11 protein-coding genes, 2 tRNA genes and 3 rRNA genes are annotated in these 22,898 nt (G+C 38.7%); 10 read left to right on the plus strand and 6 right to left on the minus strand.

What is annotated here, in order from left to right:
• The first annotated feature begins 253 nt into the window (after positions 1 to 253).
• On the plus strand, positions 254 to 1,309 hold the full coding sequence (locus tag OZP12_RS03620) for a glycoside hydrolase family 130 protein (RefSeq protein ID WP_281227688.1): 1,056 nt from the start codon (positions 254 to 256) through the stop codon (positions 1,307 to 1,309).
• A 55-nt stretch (positions 1,310 to 1,364) separates the two neighbouring features.
• On the opposite strand, the gene OZP12_RS03625 is transcribed toward OZP12_RS03620, so the two are convergent.
• Complete coding sequence (locus OZP12_RS03625) at positions 1,365 to 1,619, minus strand: hypothetical protein (protein WP_281227689.1); 255 nt, start codon at positions 1,617 to 1,619, stop codon at positions 1,365 to 1,367.
• A 701-nt stretch (positions 1,620 to 2,320) separates the two neighbouring features.
• On the opposite strand from OZP12_RS03625, the gene OZP12_RS03630 reads away from it, so the two are divergent.
• The 6 genes from OZP12_RS03630 (at position 2,321) to OZP12_RS03655 (ending at position 8,360) form a co-directional block, all read left to right on the plus strand.
• A 16S ribosomal RNA gene (locus tag OZP12_RS03630) occupies positions 2,321 to 3,834 on the plus strand.
• Between the two features lie 125 nt (positions 3,835 to 3,959).
• Positions 3,960 to 4,033: transfer RNA gene (locus OZP12_RS03635), tRNA-Ile, on the plus strand.
• A gap of 148 nt (positions 4,034 to 4,181) precedes the next feature.
• Positions 4,182 to 4,255: transfer RNA gene (locus tag OZP12_RS03640), tRNA-Ala, on the plus strand.
• A 171-nt stretch (positions 4,256 to 4,426) separates the two neighbouring features.
• A 23S ribosomal RNA gene (locus OZP12_RS03645) occupies positions 4,427 to 7,309 on the plus strand.
• A gap of 166 nt (positions 7,310 to 7,475) precedes the next feature.
• Positions 7,476 to 7,585, plus strand: a 5S ribosomal RNA gene (gene rrf / locus OZP12_RS03650).
• The 16S, 23S and 5S rRNA genes sit together here with 2 tRNA genes alongside, the layout of an rRNA operon.
• Before the next feature lie 370 nt (positions 7,586 to 7,955).
• Entirely contained in the window at positions 7,956 to 8,360 is a 405-nt protein-coding gene (locus tag OZP12_RS03655) for a T9SS type A sorting domain-containing protein (RefSeq protein WP_281227690.1), read from the plus strand.
• A gap of 632 nt (positions 8,361 to 8,992) precedes the next feature.
• On the opposite strand, the gene OZP12_RS03660 is transcribed toward OZP12_RS03655, so the two are convergent.
• The 5 genes from OZP12_RS03660 to OZP12_RS03680 all read right to left on the minus strand — a co-directional run bounded on the left by OZP12_RS03660 (position 8,993) and on the right by OZP12_RS03680 (position 18,875).
• Positions 8,993 to 11,884, minus strand: coding sequence for an alpha-amylase family glycosyl hydrolase (locus tag OZP12_RS03660; RefSeq protein WP_281227691.1), 2,892 nt, complete (start codon positions 11,882 to 11,884; stop codon positions 8,993 to 8,995).
• A 174-nt stretch (positions 11,885 to 12,058) separates the two neighbouring features.
• Positions 12,059 to 13,126, minus strand: coding sequence for a SusE domain-containing protein (locus OZP12_RS03665; protein ID WP_281227692.1), 1,068 nt, complete (start codon positions 13,124 to 13,126; stop codon positions 12,059 to 12,061).
• A gap of 57 nt (positions 13,127 to 13,183) precedes the next feature.
• Positions 13,184 to 14,245 (minus strand): SusE domain-containing protein, encoded by a 1,062-nt coding sequence (locus OZP12_RS03670; RefSeq protein ID WP_281227693.1) that lies wholly within the window; start codon positions 14,243 to 14,245, stop codon positions 13,184 to 13,186.
• A gap of 31 nt (positions 14,246 to 14,276) precedes the next feature.
• Positions 14,277 to 15,905 (minus strand): RagB/SusD family nutrient uptake outer membrane protein, encoded by a 1,629-nt coding sequence (locus tag OZP12_RS03675; RefSeq protein WP_281227695.1) that lies wholly within the window; start codon positions 15,903 to 15,905, stop codon positions 14,277 to 14,279.
• A 12-nt stretch (positions 15,906 to 15,917) separates the two neighbouring features.
• Positions 15,918 to 18,875, minus strand: coding sequence for a SusC/RagA family TonB-linked outer membrane protein (locus OZP12_RS03680; RefSeq protein ID WP_281227696.1), 2,958 nt, complete (start codon positions 18,873 to 18,875; stop codon positions 15,918 to 15,920).
• Between the two features lie 244 nt (positions 18,876 to 19,119).
• Here OZP12_RS03680 and OZP12_RS03685 point away from each other — a divergent pair, with 244 nt between their 5' ends.
• The 3 genes from OZP12_RS03685 to pgmB all read left to right on the plus strand — a co-directional run bounded on the left by OZP12_RS03685 (position 19,120) and on the right by pgmB (position 22,861).
• A complete protein-coding gene (locus tag OZP12_RS03685; RefSeq protein WP_281227697.1) occupies positions 19,120 to 20,142 on the plus strand; it encodes a LacI family DNA-binding transcriptional regulator in 1,023 nt (340 codons plus the stop codon).
• 705 nt (positions 20,143 to 20,847) lie between these two features.
• Positions 20,848 to 22,173: an MFS transporter gene (locus OZP12_RS03690; RefSeq protein WP_281227698.1), complete on the plus strand. Its 1,326-nt coding sequence runs from the start codon at positions 20,848 to 20,850 to the stop codon at positions 22,171 to 22,173.
• Between the two features lie 28 nt (positions 22,174 to 22,201).
• Complete coding sequence (gene pgmB / locus OZP12_RS03695; RefSeq protein WP_281227699.1) at positions 22,202 to 22,861, plus strand: beta-phosphoglucomutase; 660 nt, start codon at positions 22,202 to 22,204, stop codon at positions 22,859 to 22,861.
• Positions 22,862 to 22,898: the final 37 nt, after the last annotated feature.

Here is a 22,898-nt window from a genome sequence, read left to right on the forward strand (position 1 = left end):
TTGAGATTATTTGTTGTTTCTGTAGTGTTTTTGCGAGGTATAGAAAATGATAAATTGAGTGCTTTGGCGTGTAGGTTCGAGTCCTATTATCCGCACTAAAAGCTTCTCATCTTGAGAAGCTTTTTTGTTTTAATCCTCTTTCATTCCTAAATTCATTCGTAACTTAGTTCTACAGTTTCAAGCTGGCTTATAAGAATTCATGATTTTTTTGCTTTCAGATTTTTTTGTCTGAAATGAAATAATTGAGAACGACATGAAAGATATTGCAAAACGTTTTCCTGAAAACCCGTTATTGTCTCCATCAGATATTTTGCCAAGTCACAAAGATTTGCAGGTAGCCTGTTTGCTTAATCCTGGAGTATTTCGTTACAACGACAAAATATGGATGATCGTTCGTGTAGGCGAAAGGCCGGAACAAAAAAGTGACACAATCTCATTTCCAGTGCTTACTACGGCGGGTGTTGAAGTGATCGAAATTTCTAAAAACGATACGGAATTAGATGTCAAAGATGCTAGAGTCATCAATTATAAAGGGGTTGATTATTTGACAACTTTGTCGCATCTGAGGTTGGTTTGTAGTGATGACGGGCGTAAATTCCATGAACCCGAAGGGTATTCTTTATTGGTAGGTCAAAATTCGTTGGAATCGTTCGGAATAGAAGACTGTCGCGTCACCTTTATTGATGGAATTTATTATTTGACCTATACGGCAGTCTCTGACAATGGTGTTGGTGTGGGTTTGCGAAGCACTGTTGATTGGAAAAACTTTCAGTCGCACGGTATGATTTTGCCGCCACATAATAAAGATTGTGCAATTTTTGAAGAAAAAATAAACGGACAGTTCTATGCTTTGCATCGTCCAAGCAGTGTCGAAATAGGTGGGAATTACATTTGGATAACGTCTTCTTCAGACGGCATTCATTGGGGGAATCATCAGTGTATTTTGAAAACAAGGAAAGGTTTTTGGGATAGTGAGAGAATAGGAGCGGGGGCATCACCTATAAAAACAGCGCAAGGGTGGCTCTCTATATATCATGGTGCCAATCATGATCATCAATATTGTTTAGGGGCTTTTTTGATGGAGTTGGAAAATCCGTCAAAAGTAATAGCCAGAACCGAAAAGCCTATTATGGTTCCGACTGAACAATATGAGCTTTCGGGTTTTTTTGGGAATGTGGTTTTTACCAATGGTCATATAGTAAATACCGAAGGAGATACGGTGACTATATATTATGGTGCTTCAGATGAATTTGTATGCGGTGCCGAATTCTCAATCAAAGAAATCTTCTCATTGTTGCAGTATTGTTGAAAAATAATGTCATCTTCGTTTTTCATTAGATTAAAATAGTAAAAATTTTCAGGAGCTATTTCCTGCTATTCGTTGCAAGTCCTCGTTCCTCTGGCAACATTTTTATGTATTTGCAATAGCTTCCGTTGGTCGCTTTGCCTCTACATAAAATGTAAGCCATATTCACTGTGGGCTTTTCACTACTATCAGGGCTAGGGTAGTGGTACTTCATCAGAAAGAAATCAATACATATATAGTATAAAGTATAAAGGTATCCGAAGGATGCTTTTTTAAAAGAACCCAATGCAGGTTTTCCTTTGCGTCTTGGCATCTTCGTGAGCGATTTAGGCTTGCAAAGGAGTAAAAGATCGAAGAAGTATAAGGGAATCAAGAAAAAATCTGCGTAAGTCAGTGTGTTAAAAAGGGACAATATGTAGATAAGCGTAGGGTTGTTTGCAGTAAAACGGATCCGTCACGCCTAAAAGCGGAAAGATTTTAAGAAAAGGGTTTTTGTAAAATTAAGGTTATCAGAGTTTTAAAAAATAAATATAAAATAAATGCAAAAACCCCTTGTTTAAACGAATAAACTATCTACTTTTGCACCCGCAACAGCGATGGCGCTCTTGGAAAGACTGACAAGTATAACAAATCAAATTGGAAATTTATTTTCAAAAAAGATTTAAAAAAAGCTTGTGAGATTTAAAAGAGTAGTTTATTTTTGCACCCCGCAAAACATGCAATGATCTTTGACAGGCTGATAAGAAAACGAGAAGAAAAACGAAAATAAAAATTTTCAAAAAAACTTCAATAAGTTCTTGCCAGTTAAAAAGAAAATACTACTTTTGCACCCGCTTTGAGAGACAAACGAAAAGCGAAAAAAAGGAATATACGTTCGTAGACATATTGAATTGACAGCCGTCTCGTCCAAAAGACGAGACAAATAAAATAAGAGTAATAGAATCGAGAGATTTGAATTAAAACCACTAGAATCGGAGTCGAAATATAAAACAAGTCGTAAGACTTAAACAATATACGATGAAGAGTTTGATCCTGGCTCAGGATGAACGCTAGCGGCAGGCTTAACACATGCAAGTCGAGGGGTATAGTTTTTCGGAACTAGAGACCGGCGCACGGGTGCGTAACGCGTATGCAATCTACCTTTTACAGAGGGATAGCCCAGAGAAATTTGGATTAATACCTCATAGTATAGCAGTTTCGCATGAATCAGCTATTAAAGTTCCAACGGTAAAAGATGAGCATGCGTCCCATTAGCTAGATGGTAAGGTAACGGCTTACCATGGCAACGATGGGTAGGGGTCCTGAGAGGGAGATCCCCCACACTGGTACTGAGACACGGACCAGACTCCTACGGGAGGCAGCAGTGAGGAATATTGGTCAATGGGCGCAAGCCTGAACCAGCCATGCCGCGTGCAGGATGACGGTCCTATGGATTGTAAACTGCTTTTGTACGAGAAGAAACAACATTACGTGTAATGTCTTGACGGTATCGTAAGAATAAGGATCGGCTAACTCCGTGCCAGCAGCCGCGGTAATACGGAGGATCCAAGCGTTATCCGGAATCATTGGGTTTAAAGGGTCCGTAGGCGGTTTAGTAAGTCAGTGGTGAAAGCCCATCGCTCAACGGTGGAACGGCCATTGATACTGCTAGACTTGAATTATTAGGAAGTAACTAGAATATGTAGTGTAGCGGTGAAATGCTTAGAGATTACATGGAATACCAATTGCGAAGGCAGGTTACTACTAATGGATTGACGCTGATGGACGAAAGCGTGGGTAGCGAACAGGATTAGATACCCTGGTAGTCCACGCCGTAAACGATGGATACTAGCTGTTGGGAGCAATTTCAGTGGCTAAGCGAAAGTGATAAGTATCCCACCTGGGGAGTACGGGCGCAAGCCTGAAACTCAAAGGAATTGACGGGGGCCCGCACAAGCGGTGGAGCATGTGGTTTAATTCGATGATACGCGAGGAACCTTACCAAGGCTTAAATGTAGATTGACCGGTTTGGAAACAGATCTTTCGCAAGACAATTTACAAGGTGCTGCATGGTTGTCGTCAGCTCGTGCCGTGAGGTGTCAGGTTAAGTCCTATAACGAGCGCAACCCCTGTTGTTAGTTGCCAGCGAGTCATGTCGGGAACTCTAACGAGACTGCCAGTGCAAACTGTGAGGAAGGTGGGGATGACGTCAAATCATCACGGCCCTTACGCCTTGGGCTACACACGTGCTACAATGGCCGGTACAGAGAGCAGCCACTGGGCGACCAGGAGCGAATCTATAAAACCGGTCACAGTTCGGATCGGAGTCTGCAACTCGACTCCGTGAAGCTGGAATCGCTAGTAATCGGATATCAGCCATGATCCGGTGAATACGTTCCCGGGCCTTGTACACACCGCCCGTCAAGCCATGGAAGCTGGGGGTGCCTGAAGTCGGTGACCGCAAGGAGCTGCCTAGGGTAAAACTGGTAACTAGGGCTAAGTCGTAACAAGGTAGCCGTACCGGAAGGTGCGGCTGGAACACCTCCTTTCTAGAGCTTTGGTGTTAGCCAAGTGCACGCCAAAGAAAGAAGACGAAGAGACTTTTGGTTTCAGAGATTAAAATTTTATTACTCTTGCTGTTAATTTAAAAGAATAAAGAATTAAGTAAAAACAGAGTCTCGTAGCTCAGCTGGTTAGAGTACTACACTGATAATGTAGGGGTCGGCAGTTCGAGTCTGCCCGGGACTACTTTTTTAAAGGTTTTAGATTTAAGAAATTAGATTTTAGATTTAAGATTAGAAAAGAAACTGAAAAGCTTAATTTACAAGGAAATTCTAGAGTTGAGTTCTTATGAATAGTCATTCATAATTCATAATTCACAATTCATAATTAGATTGGGGGATTAGCTCAGCTGGCTAGAGCGCCTGCCTTGCACGCAGGAGGTCAACGGTTCGACTCCGTTATTCTCCACTATCTTTAAGAAGATAGAATATAGAAAAAAGAATATAGACAATGTCTAATATCTATTCTCTGTGTTCTTTATTCTAAAAAGAAAAAGTTCATTGACATATTGAGATAAAAAAATATTTAAAAAGTAGAAAGAACACGCTTTTTATCTGGAAACGGATAAAAACGTAAGTACAATAAGCAAAATAAGGGCGTATGGGGGATGCCTAGGCTCTCAGAGGCGAAGAAGGACGTGATAAGCTGCGAAAAGCTACGGGGACGGGCACACACCGATTGATCCGTAGATATCCGAATGGGGCAACCCACTATGTTGAAGACATAGTACACCGATAGGTGGGCAAACCCGCTGAACTGAAACATCTAAGTAGGCGGAGGAGAAGAAAACAAAAGTGATTCCGTAAGTAGTGGCGAGCGAACGCGGATTAGCCCAAACCAATGTTGTTACGGCAATGTTGGGGTTGTAGGACCACGAGATTTTATGCACAAGGAACCGGAAGTTACTGGAAAGTGATGCCATAGAGGGTGATAGCCCCGTATGGGTAACAAGTGTAATAGATAGTGGTATCCTGAGTAGGGCGGGGCACGTGAAACCCTGTCTGAATTTGGCGGGACCATCCGCTAAGGCTAAATACTCCTGAGAGACCGATAGTGAACCAGTACCGTGAGGGAAAGGTGAAAAGAACCGTGAATAACGGAGTGAAATAGATCCTGAAACCATACGCTTACAAGCGGTCGGAGCCCTTAAGTGGGGTGACGGCGTGCCTTTTGCATAATGAGCCTACGAGTTAACGTTGCTGGCGAGGATAAGCTATTAAGTAGTGGATCCGTAGCGAAAGCGAGTCTGAATAGGGCGCTTTAGTCAGTAGTGTTAGACGCGAAACCGTGTGATCTACCCATGGGCAGGATGAAGCGCTGGTAACACAGTGTGGAGGTCCGAACCGGTTGACGTTGAAAAGTCTTCGGATGACCTGTGGGTAGGGGTGAAAGGCCAATCAAACTCGGAAATAGCTCGTACTCCCCGAAATGCATTTAGGTGCAGCGCAAGGCATAAGTTATATAGAGGTAGAGCTACTGATTGGATGCGGGGGCTTCACCGCCTACCAATTCCTGACAAACTCCGAATGCTATATAATGTTTCCTTGCAGTGAGGGCTTGGGTGCTAAGGTCCAAGTCCGAGAGGGAAAGAACCCAGACCATCAGCTAAGGTCCCCAAATATATGTTAAGTTGAAAGAACGCGGTTTGTCTGCCCAGACAGCTAGGATGTTGGCTTGGAAGCAGCCATTCATTTAAAGAGTGCGTAACAGCTCACTAGTCGAGCGGACGAGCATGGATAATAATCGGGCATAAACATATTACCGAAGCTATGGATTTACAGTTTACTGTAAGTGGTAGGGGAGCATTCCAGCAGGGTTGAAGGTGTATCGTAAGGTATGCTGGACTGGCTGGAAAAGAAAATGTAGGCATAAGTAACGATAATGCGGGCGAGAAACCCGCACACCGAAAAACTAAGGTTTCCACAGCTATGCTAATCAGCTGTGGGTTAGTCTGGACCTAAGGCAAACCCGAAAGGGGCAGTCGATGGCCAACGGGTTAATATTCCCGTACTACTAATTACTGTGATGGGGTGACGGAGTGATGAAAGTACCGCGAACTGACGGAATAGTTCGTTAAAGCACCTAGCTATAGGTTTTATAGGCAAATCCGTAAAACTTGGTGAAATGCGATAGTACTCGGCGTCTTCGGACAAAGAGATAGTGTACCTAAGGGCTTCCAAGAAAAACCTCTAAACTTCAGGTAATTAGTACCAGTACCGTAAACCGACACAGGTAGTTGAGGAGAGAATCCTAAGGTGCTCGAGAGATTCATGGCTAAGGAATTAGGCAAAATAGACCCGTAACTTCGGGAGAAGGGTCGCCCCGAGCAATCGGGGCCGCAGTGAAGAGGTCCAGGCGACTGTTTATCAAAAACACAGGGCTCTGCAAAATCGTAAGATGAAGTATAGGGCCTGACACCTGCCCGGTGCTGGAAGGTTAAGAGGAGATGTTATCTTCGGAGAAGCATTGAATTGAAGCCCCAGTAAACGGCGGCCGTAACTATAACGGTCCTAAGGTAGCGAAATTCCTTGTCGGGTAAGTTCCGACCTGCACGAATGGTGTAACGATCTGGACACTGTCTCAGCCATGAGCTCGGTGAAATTGTAGTAACGGTGAAGATGCCGTTTACCCGCAGTGGGACGAAAAGACCCTGTGCACCTTTACTATAGCTTAGTATTGACCTTGGATAAATGATGTGTAGGATAGGTTGGAGACTGTGAAGTGGCGTCGCCAGGCGTTGTGGAGTCATTGTTGAAATACAACCCTTTGTTTATCTGAGGCCTAACCCCGTAAACCGGGGGACATTGCTTGGTGGGTAGTTTGACTGGGGTGGTCGCCTCCAAAAGAGTAACGGAGGCTTCTAAAGGTTCCCTCAGTACGCTTGGTAACCGTGCGAAGAGTGCAATGGCATAAGGGAGCTTGACTGAGAGACATACAGGTCGATCAGGTACGAAAGTAGAGCATAGTGATCCGGTGGTTCCGCATGGAAGGGCCATCGCTCAAAGGATAAAAGGTACGCCGGGGATAACAGGCTGATCTCCCCCAAGAGCTCATATCGACGGGGGGGTTTGGCACCTCGATGTCGGCTCGTCACATCCTGGGGCTGGAGAAGGTCCCAAGGGTTGGGCTGTTCGCCCATTAAAGTGGCACGCGAGCTGGGTTCAGAACGTCGTGAGACAGTTCGGTCTCTATCTACTGTGGGCGTTAGAAATTTGAGTGGATCTGATTCTAGTACGAGAGGACCGAATTGGACAAACCTCTAGTGTATCTGTTGTCCCGCCAGGGGCACCGCAGAGTAGCTACGTTTGGAAGGGATAAGCGCTGAAAGCATATAAGCGCGAAACCCACCACAAGATGAGATTTCTTTTAAGGGTCGTGGAAGATGACCACGTTGATAGGCTATAGGTGTAAAGGCAGTAATGTCATAGCCGAGTAGTACTAATAACCCGTAAGCTTATGTACGACTCCTCTCCTCCCGTTCAAAACGGGAGGAGAAGAAACTTTCTAAAACTTTTTATGTTCTTTATCTCAGTATGTTAAAATATTAGCTCGACGTGAGCAGTGACTAGTAAAAAGTAACTAATGATTAGCTAATCACTAATTACCATTCACTAATCACTAACAACCTTAAGGTGGTTATTGCGGCGGGGCTCACCTCTTCCCATCCCGAACAGAGAAGTTAAGCCCGCCTGCGCAGATGGTACTGCAATTTTGTGGGAGAGTATGTCGCTGCCTTTCTTTAGTTAACCCCGACTGAAAAGTCGGGGTTATTTTTTTTATAGATGCAGCGTGTCCCTCGTCTTGGGACGAGATCGATCCGCTGCCTTTCTTTAATCTGAACTTGTTTCAGATTCTTTAAAAACCCTTCATCAAATGATGAGGGGTTTTTTGTTTTAAATTGCTTTGAGAATTTTCAAAATTTTAGAAAACCAGATTTTTGAAACTATTCTCAATTACCTCAATTCTATTCTATATTATCTTTATAGTGGTTACAACGTTTTCGCAGGGTTAAAATAGCATCTGTATTAGAAAATGGAGTTGTGCTGCGGGATGTATAATCGTTTTACTTTAGCAATAGAAATAATTACTAATCTAAAACAAGAGTATCATGAAAACGATTTTAAAAATTAGTCTGATAGTATTGGTGGCGATGACCACGATGGGCGCTCACGCAATAGGAGGTGATTTTTTGCTAAATGTGAAAAAAGCAACCGGTAAGGAAATTTGTTTTTCGGTAAATGGGATCCAAAAGGCCAATGTGGCTATTTATGATAAAGAACATACTTTGATCTATTCTGAAAAAGTTACCGGTACAGATGGAATTATGAAAACCTACAGCCTTGAGGAATTTCCTGAAGGGACTTACTTCCTGGAAGTAGAAACGAGCCAAAAGAAAGTAACCCACGAAATTGTGGTTGCCAAAGAAGCTTCTACACTATCGAGAAAGTCTATAGCCGAGGTTTACAAAGGGGACTTGAAAATGGAAAACGAAAATGTGGTTACGGTTAATTAATTGGATAGTTTTAACGGCATTACTTCGAAACAAAAAAACAGCTCTAAAAGAGCTGTTTTTTTGTTTATAATCCAGAACTAATTATTTTTTGAATGATGGCAAAAGGGTAAAATGCCTCTTTTTAGCCCCGATGGAAGCCTACCGTCTGGACACAAATATTTTATATTAAAAATGGCACGCAGATAACGCGGATTAGACAGATTATCGCTGATTTTTTGGTTGCATACTAAAAATATTATTTGTGAAACTTATGTTTTTTTCAATACATTTTTTTAAAAACAACAAATTTATCTGTGTAAATCCGTTCAATCCGCGTCATCTGTGGCCTATAAAAAGATGTGTCCAGACGGTAGGATGAAAGCGAAAATCCTCTTGTACTGTCTCGTCCCAAAAGACGAGAAGTACAAGAGATTACTTCCTCAGTTCGCTATCGCTCGTGTGTAGTGAATAGCGGGACCAATGCCAGCCGAAAATACCTAATTTTTCTGCTCCTAAAAGAAATATAGGAAAGACAGCCAAACCTGTAGAGAGTGCCCTAATATTTTAAATGATTATGTTTCTAATAAAATTTAAAAGCCACCAAAACTTAATTTGATGGCTTGTTAAATAGTAAATCTAACTATTTTGAAAAATTATTTTTTGATGAATTTCATCACTTTTATTTGGTTTTCGTCGTTGTAGATTTTTGCAAAATAGATTCCATTTCGTAACTCACTTATATTATATTGTTGGTCTTTGGTTTTACTTTTGCTGAAGGTTTTGATTAATTGGCCTGTTACTGAATAAATCTGAATCTTCGAAGTATCAGTGTTTAAAGTAAAATAACTAGAAGCAGGATTTGGGTAAATATAGATTCCGTTTGGAATTTCAAATTCTTTATTAGCCAAAGTGGTTGCTTTATTTCCGTAGATTCTAAATTCACCAGGCTGTAACGTGATGGTAACATTGACATCGGTTACATTATAAGGGGTGTTATCCATTAAGTTATACCAAGCACCCGTATATTGGAATCCAGTAGTAACACTTTTCGCAGTTACATCAAAATTAGCAATGATGAGAACATCTTTAAGAGCAGTGCTAGCCAAAGAGCTATTGGTTATTTTGATGTTCGGTGTTAAAGTTGTAGTTGCTGGAACTGTTGCAACACCAGAAAATACTGCTTCGGTGGTTTTTAAACCAATCATTCTTGCCCAATCATAATAGATTTTATTTCTGGAATCATTTCCCAGCCAGTTATTAGTCCATTGCGGCTGTGGTTTAGTAGATAATTTACAATCTCCTGCTATTGTTGACGAGTTATCATTTACAGTGCCATCTGTACAAGTGTAAATAGAAGATTCCCACCCTAAATCGCCGAAATGCCATATCATCTTTGGTCCGGGAACCAATAAAGAAACAGCTCCAATTGCCGACATACGCGATAATGCTGTGTTAAGATTTTTTACATTATGAGAGGCATTAGATGTATTTCCATATTGTAAATTTTTATACATCAAGCGTTCCTCATCATGACTTTCGGCATATCCCATAACCCTATTTCCAACAAAACCGGTATGGTTTAGGGCATACATTCTTGAGATATCATTACTTGAATTATAACCCATAGATAATTGGTTGTAATTGTCTGTCATTTTTCCCCACATCATAACGCCTTTGCTTGGAGTTTCCGATATCCTGTAATTAGCCCATTCTTTTTCTTCGTTATCACTACCTAAGTGTTCAAAAATGGTATAGTGAGTTGGATCCAATGCCCAAGAAGCATCTGCATATTCTTTTAAAATATCAACTCTATCTTGTTGGTAAGAATTGGTGCAAGTTTCATCACTTGCGGTACAGTTTTGAGTAAAACCTTTGGTCAAATCCCAACGGAAACCATCAATTTTATATTCTTGAATCCATTGTTTGATGACTCTTTTTACATAGTTTTTGGTATATGCAGACGAATGATTAAAGTCTTCACCAACACTGTAGCTATGTTTTGCAACGGTATTAAAATATGGGTTTTCGGCAGTTGGTGAGCCAAATCCGTCTCCATCAGGGTCATTCATCCACATGCGCACCATAGGGTTTCGTCCAAAAGCGTGATTCAAGGCTACATCCAGAATTACGGCAATCCCATTTTGATGGCACAAGTCAATAAATTCTTTTAATTTGTTAGAAGGGCCGTAAAATTTATCCAATGCCATGTGAAATGAAGTATTGTAACCCCAACTTTCATTTCCTTCGAATTCCATAACAGGCATTAGTTCTATGGCATTAACTTTTAAATTTTTAAAATAATTGATACGGTTTATTAAATCTTGAAAGTTTCTGTTGGCATCAAAATCTCTAACCAGTACTTCATATACAACCAATTTGTCTTTTTCAGGTTTTACAAAACTTGTTGTTGCAGTACTCCAAGCATAAGGAGTTTGTCCTGTTTGTAAAAGGGTAACTTCGTAGTTTTGACCGGCTGGATATACTGGCATGTTTGGATAAGTAGAAGCCGGTATTCCAGAATCGTCATACGGAGACAACACTAAAGTAGAATATGGATCGGCTGTTTTTACCAGTGCAGGGGAATTGGCAATTGGGGTTGTTTCCCCAACCCAATATTGATAGGTGTAATTTGTTCCGGAAATTAATCCGGTTAATTCCAACCAGAATTTTGTAGAGCCAGAAGTTGCATCTTTTTTCATGGCATAAGTAGTGCCAGGCTGCCAATTATTAAAGCTTCCGGCTACATAAACAAAATCTTTTAAAGGAGCATCTAAAACCAAAGTTGCCTTGGTTGGGTCAGTTGGATTATAATTGATCCCTTCGACCATACCAGCTGGAATTGTTGCGGAAACAGTGTTAGGATTTACAACTACAGTAAATTTTTTAGTTATGGTTGTTGCTCCTTGCGTTACTTCCAATTCATAGTTTTGATTGCTTGTTATATTGGTATGGTTGTACGAATAACTTGAAGTGCTCGCGTTTGTATTAATACTAGTTCCGTTTGATTTTAGATTGTAACTAGCAACTCCATTGGTATTTGTTGCGGCAATTGATAGACTACCACCGGATGCCAAAATGGTGGTACTGTTCTGCACAGGTGAGGTTAGGTTGACTTGAAAAGCACCAACTTCTGCAAGTATGTCCTGAGACTTTTTGTCTCCCGTTCCGTCTTTGGCTTTTATCAAAAAACCAATTTTACCAATATTTGTTGTGTTATAATAGGTAGTTGGAACAAATGTTTTTGTATAAGTGTCATTTCCTGCATTATATGTGAATTTACTCGCCTCGTTTGAGGCATCCCAAGTGCCATTAAGAGGAGTGCCTTTTTGAGTAGTATCGTCAATATCAAAAGCCCAAGCCCACATATAGAGCGCATTTCCTGTTACTCCCCAAGCACTTTCGTCAACGCTGTTCCCATTAATGGTGATTGTGATAGAAGTTGTTTCTTCAAATGAAGCCGGACTTATGGAATAAGTAACTGTTTGTTGCTGAGCCATGCCCGCGAAAGATGAAAAAAACAATAATAAGAGTATAAGTTTTTTCATATATGTAAAATTTATTTGTTAGAGGTCATATATGGTATCGCTTTTTATTTATTGGTGTTTGTTTGCAACAAACCTGTTGCTAATGGCGATTTCATAGTATTTTATTTATTTTTTACTAAAATATAAAAAAGGGCTATCCCTTAAAGATAGCCCTTTTTAAAAATGATACTAGAATTATTGTTTTACCAATTTGTAAGTATAAGCTCTAGGATTACTCAAATCTAAAGTGATTGCGTAAGTTCCTGCAGCGGCAACAGCGATGTTGTCTGGAGCATTAAACTCCAATTTTCCATCGGCACCAGTATCTCCATAGTTAATATCCCAAGCGTTATTTGCTCTAAATTTCATTGAACCTACTTTCAGTGTTGCAGTGATTTTCCAAACTTTAGCAGTTTTATCATAGGTCATAGAAGTACTGTTGTCCCAACCACCAGTGGTTGCATCACCAATAATTCCCCAATCAGTCTTTGTTAATTTATAAGTTAATTTCTCAGAATTAACTTCCATCAAGTAGTAGCCTACAGTAGCTGGAGTTGGAATATTTGCACCATTTAATTTAATAGTTCCTGCTGTATCACCAAGGCCAAATTGAGGTTTATCCCAAGTGGCATCAACGGTCATTTTAAATTCGCTAACATTTGCAAAATTCACATATCCTTCAAGGTCAGGTTTATTTGCTCCAGAAGGAGCCAATTGAGGTGCACTGGAAGGCGTCCAATCTGATCCATAACCTGAGGCAGCCTGATAGCCTCCTGGCACCCATAAGCGGGCTGGATTGATATACGGATTGATTACAATTCCGATTACATTTGAGTACATTACTGGTAAAGTACCAGAAGCCGCTTTTACCCTAATGACAAACTCAGTTGGCGAGTAAGGAGTGGCTCCTAATGACAAAGCTACTTCATCCATAGTTGCTACAGTAACAGGTAATTGGTTCTGTGCTTCTACCGAACCAAGATTTTTGAACGCAGCCGTTCCAGAAAAATTGTTCGCTTTAGTGTCAATCTCTACAGTGTAAGTAACTTTAGCTCCACCAAAATTAGCCGAATTCCAAGTAAAACGCTCAGCTTGAAGCGCAGCATTTGCTCCCTTTAATTCATAAATTGCACCCGATTGAGGAGCTGTCAAAACCGGAAGATCAGTTGTAACAACTTCCGGTCTGTCCTGTATATCATTTGGAGTACATGAAAATGCAAATACTGCAAACAATCCAATTATCGATTTAGTTATATTTTTCATATCTATATTTTTAATATTTTCAGCTTCCAGTTTTTTAATGACCGGAAGCCTTCAAAATTAGTTTTTCTTTAGAGTGTAAGTATAGGCTCTCGGTTTGCTTAAGTCCAAAGTAACGGTATAATTACCGGCAGATGGTACTTTGATGTTGGCAGCGCCATATTCTAATATACCATCGGCTCCATCATCTCCAAAATTGATGTCCCAAGCATTATTGGCTCTGAATTTCATATCATCGGCTTTTAAGGTAGCAGTGATTGTCCATACTTTTTTGTCTTTGTCGTAAGTCATCGCTGTGCTATTGTCCCATCCTCCAGTTGTTGCTGCACCTACGATGCCCCAAGCAGTTGCTGTCAGTTTTTGAGTCAATTTTTCGGTATCTACTTCTACTCTGTAATAACCAATTGCTGGACCATTAATGTCTCCACCAGTAGTGCTTATAGTCCCTGCAGTTGCTCCGGCTCCGTAATTGGTGCCATCCCAATTAGCCTGAGTTGTGTATTTGTATTTTGAACCTGCAGCTGCAAAGTTTACATAGCCTTCAAAATCCATTTTTCCAAACCCGGAAGCTGATAATTGCGCTGCTGTTGCATGAGTCCAATCTGAACCATATCCAGAGGCTGCCTGATAACTTCCTGGCATCCATAATTTAGGATTTTCAGTAGTATAAGCGGAAATAGTGATGTTGATTACATTTGAATACATTGGAGTCGCAAGACCAGTGATGGCTTTAATACGAACATCGTAATCAGTAGGAGTAAAAGGAGTCGCCTTCAAATTCATTACGGCTTTGTTCATGGCCTCCACGGTAACCGATAACTGGTTTTGTGCTTTTATCGCCCCCAAAGATTGTACAGTTGCAAATTTATTTCCTTTTTTATCTATTTCGATAGTGTATTCAATCTCAACAGGTCCTCCATAATTAGCAGAAGTCCAAGTAAAACGCTCTGCTTGAGTGGCAGCGTTTTCAGGCTTCAAAACGTAAGAGGCACCAGTTGTAGGGGCTGTTAATACAGGAGCACCAACTGGTTCAATTACTGCTCTGTCCTTCACTTCATCAATTGTACAAGACACTGCAAGTACAGCAAATAAAGCGATTATAGCTTTAGTTAAATTTCTCATGTTGTATGATTAATATTTAATTATTTAGTTATTAGTAACCAGGATTTTGTTTCAATTTTGTGTTTGCTGATAAAGCATTCGCAGGTATTGGGAACAAATCTCTGTACGATTGTGTCGGTGCTCCGCTTGCTACTCCACCTTTCCATGGCCATAGATATGAGCTTCCCGTAAATTTACCAAAACGAATCAAGTCTGTTCTTCTATGAAGTTCCCAGTGTAATTCTCTTGCTCTTTCGTCAAGAATAAATGCTAAGGTTAATTCAGATTGAGTGATTGTGTTTGTTTTTGCTCTTGTTCTCAAAGCGTTAACATAAGTTACTGCAGTGGCCATATTTGCTCCTGCTGCGCCTCGTGCTGCACATTCAGCATACAACAAATAAGCGTCTGCTAAACGGAATATTGGGAAATCGCAATCAACAAAATCTCCTTTTTTATCTGATCCTGCAACTCCGGCAGAAGTTAGATTTCTGAATTTCTGAACTGCATAACCATCTGTAAACGTCGCTAAATCTTTGATTTCAAGGTTTTGTCCGTCTTTGTAAAAATTTCCTCTAGTATCGGAAGAATTTGCACTAGATGTTGTGCCAGGGAACTTGCTTACGAATGCCGAAGTAGTTCTTAGACCTCCCCAACCACCGTTGATTCCAAATGCATTTTTGTCCATGCTTCCACCAACTGCTGCGTGAGTTAAGAAAGTTGTTGCACCATAGCCTTGTGTATTTAGACCATCAATTGCAACAGCAAAAATAAATTCGTTCTGTGCTCCATTTGAGTCGTTGTCAGCCAAAAATAATTCTTGGTATCCATTTCTTCCAGCTGGATTATGGATTGTATAACCAGCAGCAATAATATCGTTTAATAGAGGAACTGCTTTATCATAACCATCATTAGCATTTACATAGACTTTAGAATTCATGTATAAATTGGCCAATAACATTTTTGCAGCACCTTGATCAGCGCGATATTTTTCGTTTGTTTTTGCTGGTTTCAACAAAGGAATGATTGCTTTCAATTCTGATTCAACAAAATTGTACAATTGAGTTCTTGTAGCATAATCAGGGTAGTAAAAATCTACAGGAGAATCTTCAGTTACCAATGAACCACCACCATAAGCATCCAATAAATGCCAATAAGTCAAGGCTCTCATAAAACGAGCTTCAGCTCTGAAATAACCGATTTCAGTTTTCAAAGTAGCGTCAACCCCTCTTGCGGTTAATTTATCATCGGTAGTTTGTCTTAAAAATTCATTACAGTTAACAACTTGAAAAGAGAAACGAGCATAGGTAGCATTTAGGAAAGTATCCAAAGTAGTCCATGTTTGATTGTGGAAATCTTTGATTGTTGCATCATTCCAAGCTATAACAGCCAAATCGGTAGTTAATTCTTGTAAATAAAAATATCCTCTAAGGTAGTCACTTTGTCCCTCGTCAATACCCGAAACGTCTGGAGAACCCGCAGGTCCCTGTTGTCCAGTTGTTGCTAGACCAGCATAAATTTTAGCAAGAAATTGCTTGTAAGAAGCTGGATCTTTAAAAAACTCTTCTGATGACTTTGAATCTCCGTTATCCGGTACTTGATTCAAATCATTTGTGCATGAGGGAAATATCATTACAAATAAGAACAATGAAACTCCCAATAATTTTATTTTAATATTTTTCATCTTGAATAGCTATTAGAAATTACAGTTTAATCCTAATGTGTAAATTATAGGCCTTGGATATAAATTATTATCGATACCTGGCACTGGAGGCGTACCACTTGTAGGAGTCTCAGGATCTAGTCCTTTATAATCTGTGATTATCAATACGTTTTGTACCGAACCGGTTAATTTAAGCATGGATATATATTTAGGTAATTTTTTGAAATTGTAACCTAAACTGATGTTATCTAACTTAAGGAAAGAGGCATCTTGTACATAATAATCTGACTGCTGACGTTTAGCGTCTAATGATTTAAAATCAGTATATAATAAATCTTCTACACCATTTTTAAGTGAATTCTCATAAATCAAGACAGCCTGTTGAACGCCATAACCTGAATCAACATTATTGTACACAAAATTACCCCAAGAACCTCTCCAGTTCATAGACATGTCCCAGTTTTTGTAAGATACAGCTGTATTGAATCCGTAGAAAACATCTGCAGCCGGTTTGTGGAAACGGTATTTATCTTTTTCGTTTACAACACCATCACCATTTCTGTCGATAAATACTCCATCAAGAGGTTTTCCGTCTGTTCCATATGCCTGTTCATACACGTAGAATGAGTTTGGTGCATAACCTACCTGATGATTTTGAATTGTGTTACCTGTACCTCCTGAATAATTTCCAACAGGAATACCAGGTGTATCAGGTTGTGTAGTGGTTAAAGCCGTGATTTTAGAATTTTGGAAAGTAATGTTACCGCCAATATTCCATTCCCAATCGTCAGTTTTTACCGGTATTACCTGTGCCGAAAGTTCAACTCCTTTGTTACGGATTGATCCAATGTTGTAATTATCTTGGTTTGAGAACCCAAAGAAAGGAGGATTGTAAGTAAACAACAGCAAATCGTCAGTATCTCTTTGATAGACATCAGCAGATCCTGTGAATCTATTATCGAAGAATCCGAAATCAATACCCGCATTTATTGTCGTTGTTTGTTCCCATTTCAAGTTACTGTTGTAAGGTTGAGGACGGTAAGTTGTGTAAAATGTATTTCCAATTTGATATTTTGCCTGACCATTTGAACCTAGGTACAAAGGAAGGGATGGGTAAGAAATACCAATGTCTTGTTGACCAGTTATACCCCAGCCTCCTCTAAGTTTCAAGGTTGAAATTGCTTTAACGTCTTTTAGGAAATTTTCTTCGTTCAATTTCCAGCCGACAGCCACAGCAGGGAAATTACTCCATCTGTTTTGCTCAGTAAATCTTGAAGTTCCATCGCGACGATACGACATTGTTAACAAATATTTATCTGCAATGGTCACATTAGCTCTTGCAAAAAACGATTGTAAATTCACACGAGTTGGATTGAATAATTCTTTATTATTCGTGTTGTTTTCGAAGTTGTGGCTTGTTTTTTCTTTTGAATCCCTAAAGTCTTGATAAGTATATCCACCAGTTACATCAAAAGTGGTGTTGAGAGATTCAACCATTTTGTTGTAGTTAAGGTATAAATCCATCACTTTATTGTTTCTGCTCTCATTATTTTTATAGCTGTCTCCAGCTCCAGAACCTTTAACGCCATCAAGATAATCCATAGCAGTATTTCCATAACTTTGCCCTTGCATTTTATCATAACCAAAGTTGGCTACAGCTTTTAATTCTGGCAAGAAGTGCATTTTATAATCAAATTGAATATTTCCGGTACTTCTAAAAAATTCACCATAATTATTAAACTGATTGATCAATGCGACTGGGTTTCTGTTTGCCAATTGAATTAGCTCCCCGTTTTCATACCATTGAAAATATTTTCCATCGGCATTTTTAACCGGTTGAGTAGGGTCAAAACCAATGGCATTACCAATTGCTCCAGTATTACTGTAATTACTTTTGGTATAAGAAGTGTTGTTGTTTACCTCAATTTTCAGATGTTTGTCAAAGAAATTTCCAACAAGACTGGCATTCAAAGAAGTTTTTTTCATGTTATCTCTCTCAAGAACGCCATCAAAATCTCCGTAGCCGGCAGATACTCTATAAGTTATGTCATTTTGACCTCCCGATACATTTATGTTATGATCAGTTCCAATAGCTGTTCTGTAAATTTCGTCTTGCCAATTGGTATTGGCAGTACCAATCAAGCCTTTTTGTTTTGTAGTACCATATTTATTTACATAGTCTGTGAAATCAGCAGTTGACAATGCATCCACTTGATTGTAAATTTGAGAAACTTGGAAGTTACCATTGTAGCTTACTTTAAGTTCACCAGCTTTACCTTTTTTTGTGGTGATGAGTACTACCCCGTTTGACGCACGTGAACCATAGATAGCGGTTGCAGAAGCATCTTTCAAAATTGAGATAGATTCAATGTCATTTGGGTTGATGGTTGAAAGCGGGTTTTTTCCTCCTTCTACACCACCTGAAGCAACAGGAACATTATCAATAACATATAACGGATCATTATTAGCAGTAAGTGAAGAACCACTACGAATACGAATTGTAACATCACCACCAGGAGAACCTCCACCGTTTATGATTTGCACACCGGCAACTTTACCTGTAATCATTTGGTCAGCTGAAACTACAGGACCTTTGTTAAAATCTTTGGCGCCTAATACGGTAACGGCACCAGTGGCATCTTTTTTCTTAACAGTTCCGTATCCTACTTGTACAACTACTTCTTTTAATTGGTTTGAGTCTTCTTCAAGTTTAATAGTTAAAGAATTTTGAGACCCTACTGCAATCGATTTCGTTTTGTAACCCATATAAGATATGCTTAGCTTATCTGTAGGTTTTACATTGTTTAATTGAAATTTACCGTCAAAATCCGTAGAAACGCCTGTGGAGCTTCCCTCTATTTTTACATTTACTCCCGGAATAGGTTGTCCAGATGCATTATCAAGCACAACACCATTAACTTTGTTTTGGGCTATTGCACAAAACGGAAGCAGGAGTATTAAAAATAACAACTTTCTGTAAATTGTTTTCATACTTTTTGTTTAAATTAATTGTTTTTTTGGTTAAGTTTTGTTTAAGTTTTTTTACTTCGAATTTCAAAATTATGAATTATTTAACACGCCCAACATGATGGATTTTGTATAGCCTTACGAAAACGTGGTAGTGTTGAAAACTTTGCTTTTTTATTTTAATTTCATGGGAATATTTACAATAAATAAAAAATTATGTTACCTTTATTAGGAATTGATTAGTGGAATACCATAATGCCCAAATTATATGAAAAGAAAAATCACATTGAAACAAATTGCAAAAGAACTGGATGTTTCCATTTCTACAGTTTCAAAATCCTTAAGAAATAGCCCCGAAATAGGTGAGGAAACCAGACTGAAAGTTCAGGCATTTGCAAAATTTTATCATTATAAACCCAATAACATTGCCCTTAGTTTAAAAAACCGAAAAACCAAAACAATTGGTATTATTATTCCGGAAATTGTACATCATTTTTTTTCAACGGTTATTAATGGTGTTGAACAAATTGCCAACGAAAATGGGTATAGTGTTGTGATTTGTTTGTCGGATGATTCCTTTGACAAGGAAGTGTTGAATATGGAACTTTTGGCCAATGGAAGTATCGATGGTTTTATTATGTCTTTGTCCAAAGAAACCCAGTTCAAAGGCGATTTTCACCATATTACCGAAGTTATAAACCAAGGGATGCCTGTTGTCATGTTCGATAGGGTGACCAATGAGGTTTTGTGTGATAAAGTTATTATCGACGACAAGAAAGCTGCTTATGAAGCAGTCCAAACTTTGATTGATAAAGGACGAAGAAAAATCGCATTGGTGACAACAGTAGATTATGTAAGTGTCGGGAAATTACGTACTGACGGATATATTAAGGCATTGTTGGATAATAACATTCCTTTTGATGAGCATCTAATCATTAAAATTGAAGATGTAGATACCTGCGAAATTATTATAAGTAAATTATTGGAAGAGGAAGCCATTGATGCTGTTTTTGCCGTAAATGAAATTTTTGCGGTAACCTGTATCAAAACAGCCAATAAAATTGGACTGAATGTACCGAAAGACCTTGCTGTGATCGCTTTTACCGATGGAATGATTTCAAAATACTCAACCCCAACTATTACTACAGTGAGTCAAAGCGGTGTAAAAATGGGAAATCGTGCCGCAAAAATTATTATTGACAGATTGGAGTCTGAAGATGAAAATGAAGAAGAAAATTACATTACTGAGGTTATTGAAACTTATCTCGTAGAAAGGGAATCTACAGCTTAAAAAAGTTTCTAAGAAGATATGTTTCTTACAAATTAAAAAATAATCATTGAGCACTAAATTGCTTTTTTGACAGGAAATAAAAATAGGAATCGGATGGTTTGAATACTGTCCGATTTTTTTATTGTTTGTTGATACTAAAATAAAAAGTAGAAAAAATACATATTTTATTAATTACTACAACCTTGTAGTTAAAAAAAATCATTATTTTTTGATTTTGTTAAACATAAATCAAAAAGGTTTTTATATATTTACTCACCGTTTAAAGCTTTTCTTTTACTTCGAAAAATAAGATGAGTTTTTTTATAACGATAAATTAGTCGTGTTTTATTTATGAAAACATGACTGTATCTTACAAAAAAGAAATTCATAAATAGTATTTGTGATTTAATGAATTTTTACAAAAGTATAGTTGATGATTTTTAGAAAATTTATCGACAACGATAAATGTCTTTGACTATTCCATTTCATTATCAAAACAATTTTTTAAAGGAACAATTGAGTTCTGGAACAACTATTGTCAGTTGTTTTCGAAAAGGGAAAATGCTATGTTTTTTTAAGGCATTGGATCAAATTGTTTTAATGGAAAAATTAGCAGGATAACAATAATTTGTGTCTGAGTCATTTTGAATTGTTTGTAATTTTTTAATATCAAAAGACTATAAGAGAAACAGTTTGTTTATCAAGTAAATATGTAATTTTTTTAAAATGGGAAAACCGAATTTAAGTTTTTGGCAAATATGGAATTTAAGTTTTGGATTCATGGGAGTTCAAATTGGATATTCTTTGCAAAACGGAAACACAAGTAGAATATTAGAAGCACTTGGGGCCGATGTTCACAGTATAGGTTATTTTTGGTTGGCAGCGCCTTTGGCCGGTTTGGTTGTACAGCCGATTATTGGTTTGTCGAGTGATAAAACCTGGACCAGATTAGGGCGACGCATCCCTTTTATTTTTTTCGGAGCAATCGTTTCGGCAATGGCAATGTTTTTTATGCCAAATGCGGAGTACTTTGCTTATCTGTTTCCTCCATTACTTTTTGGAGCAGTAATGTTGCTGTTAATGGACACTTCATTTAATGTTACCATGCAACCATTTAGGGCTCTTGTTGGAGATATGGTTAATGATGAACAACGCAATCTGGGATATTCCGTTCAAAGTGCGTTGATTAATTTCGGAGCTGTTTTCGGATCATTATTGCCATGGATTTTAGCAAAAATGGGTATGTCTAATGTACCTGCCGCTGGCGAAAAAGTAGCTCAATCGGTTATTTGGTCTTTTTATATTGGTGGAGCAATTCTTTTAGGAACTGTTCTTTGGACTGTTTTCAGAACCAAAGAATATGCACCAAAAGAACACGCCGAATACAATAATATTGACCTTAACGCTTCTGATAAAAAGGAAAAAACAAGCATTTTTACATTGATAGGAAATGCGCCTAAAATCTTCTGGCAACTTGGAATTGTTCAGTTTTTCTCGTGGTTTGCTTTGTTTTTGATGTGGGTTTATACCACAAGGGCGATTGCGAATCAAGTTTGGGGCCCCGAAGCCCTTGATGCAAAATCAATTGGTTTTAACGAAGCAGGAGACTGGACAGGAGTAATGTTTGCGTTCTACAGTGCAGTAGCTGCATTATTCTCTTTGCTCATTCCAACAATCGCAAAGAATATTGGAAGAAAAAAAACCTACAGTTTCTCTCTTATGATGGGAGGATTGGGATTGATTTCAATGTTTCTTGTTGAAGACAAAAACATGTTGTTGCTTTCAATTTCAGGAGTAGGATTGGCTTGGGCGGCTATTCTGGCAATGCCTTACGCAATGTTGTCAGGTTCATTACCTGCAGAAAAAATGGGGGTGTATATGGGGCTTTTTAATGCAACCATTACCATACCGCAAATTACAGCCGGACTTTTGGGAAGTACTTTGATTATGCTTTTTGGAGGAAATCCAATGGTAATAATTGTAATTGCCGGAGTTTCGATGTTAATAGCGGGTACGGCGGTGTTTTTTGTTAAAGAAAAAATACAACAATAAAATAAATAAACGATAAAGGAGAATTATAATGGAAAAGAGAAAAGGATTTATTTTCGATTTAGACGGTGTAATTGTTGATACAGCCAAATATCATTTTTTGGCTTGGAAAAAAATTGCGAATGGATTAGGAATCGATTTCACATTGGATCACAATGAATTATTAAAAGGAGTGAGTCGAGTTCGTTCCTTAGATATTATCCTTGAATTAGGGAAAGTGGAAGCGTCACAGGAAGATAAAGACAAATGGTTAATCCAAAAAAATGAAGACTATCTTTCCTATTTAGTTGATATGAATGAGACTGAGATTCTGCCTGGAGTGATGAAAGTTTTAAAATTTTTAAAGGCAAATGATCAGCTGATAGCATTAGGATCGGCAAGTAAAAATGCAAGGCCGATTCTTGAAAAAACAGGGGTGTTAAGTTATTTTGACGTGGTTGTTGACGGTAATGATGTTGTCAACGCCAAACCAGATCCTGAAGTTTTCCTCCACGCTGCAAGGCAATTGGGTGTTGCCAACGAAGATTCAATTGTTTTTGAAGATTCGGTTGCGGGTATCCAAGCGGCCAACATTGCGAAAATGATAAGTATCGGAATTGGAGAAGAGAAAATCTTGCATGAAGCAGAATATATTTTTAAAGATTTCACTGAAATAAATTCTACTTTTTTGGAACTATTAATCAATAAATAAAATAATCAATCAAACAATTATAAGGTCAAAGTGGGAT

This window comes from Flavobacterium aquiphilum, assembly GCF_027111335.1.
GTDB classification, from domain to species: Bacteria; Bacteroidota; Bacteroidia; order Flavobacteriales; family Flavobacteriaceae; genus Flavobacterium; species Flavobacterium aquiphilum.

What these genes read in the sequence shown, in the direction of transcription:
- OZP12_RS03620 (WP_281227688.1), top strand. Translation starts at nt 254, where the DNA reads ATGAAAGATATTGCAAAACGTTTTCCTGAAAACCCGTTATTGTCTCCA.
- OZP12_RS03625 (WP_281227689.1), bottom strand. Translation starts at nt 1,619, where the DNA reads ATGCCAAGACGCAAAGGAAAACCTGCATTGGGTTCTTTTAAAAAAGCA.
- OZP12_RS03655 (WP_281227690.1), top strand. Translation starts at nt 7,956, where the DNA reads ATGAAAACGATTTTAAAAATTAGTCTGATAGTATTGGTGGCGATGACC.
- OZP12_RS03660 (WP_281227691.1), bottom strand. Translation starts at nt 11,884, where the DNA reads ATGAAAAAACTTATACTCTTATTATTGTTTTTTTCATCTTTCGCGGGC.
- OZP12_RS03665 (WP_281227692.1), bottom strand. Translation starts at nt 13,126, where the DNA reads ATGAAAAATATAACTAAATCGATAATTGGATTGTTTGCAGTATTTGCA.
- OZP12_RS03670 (WP_281227693.1), bottom strand. Translation starts at nt 14,245, where the DNA reads ATGAGAAATTTAACTAAAGCTATAATCGCTTTATTTGCTGTACTTGCA.
- OZP12_RS03675 (WP_281227695.1), bottom strand. Translation starts at nt 15,905, where the DNA reads ATGAAAAATATTAAAATAAAATTATTGGGAGTTTCATTGTTCTTATTT.
- OZP12_RS03680 (WP_281227696.1), bottom strand. Translation starts at nt 18,875, where the DNA reads ATGAAAACAATTTACAGAAAGTTGTTATTTTTAATACTCCTGCTTCCG.
- OZP12_RS03685 (WP_281227697.1), top strand. Translation starts at nt 19,120, where the DNA reads ATGAAAAGAAAAATCACATTGAAACAAATTGCAAAAGAACTGGATGTT.
- OZP12_RS03690 (WP_281227698.1), top strand. Translation starts at nt 20,848, where the DNA reads ATGGGAAAACCGAATTTAAGTTTTTGGCAAATATGGAATTTAAGTTTT.
- pgmB (WP_281227699.1), top strand. Translation starts at nt 22,202, where the DNA reads ATGGAAAAGAGAAAAGGATTTATTTTCGATTTAGACGGTGTAATTGTT.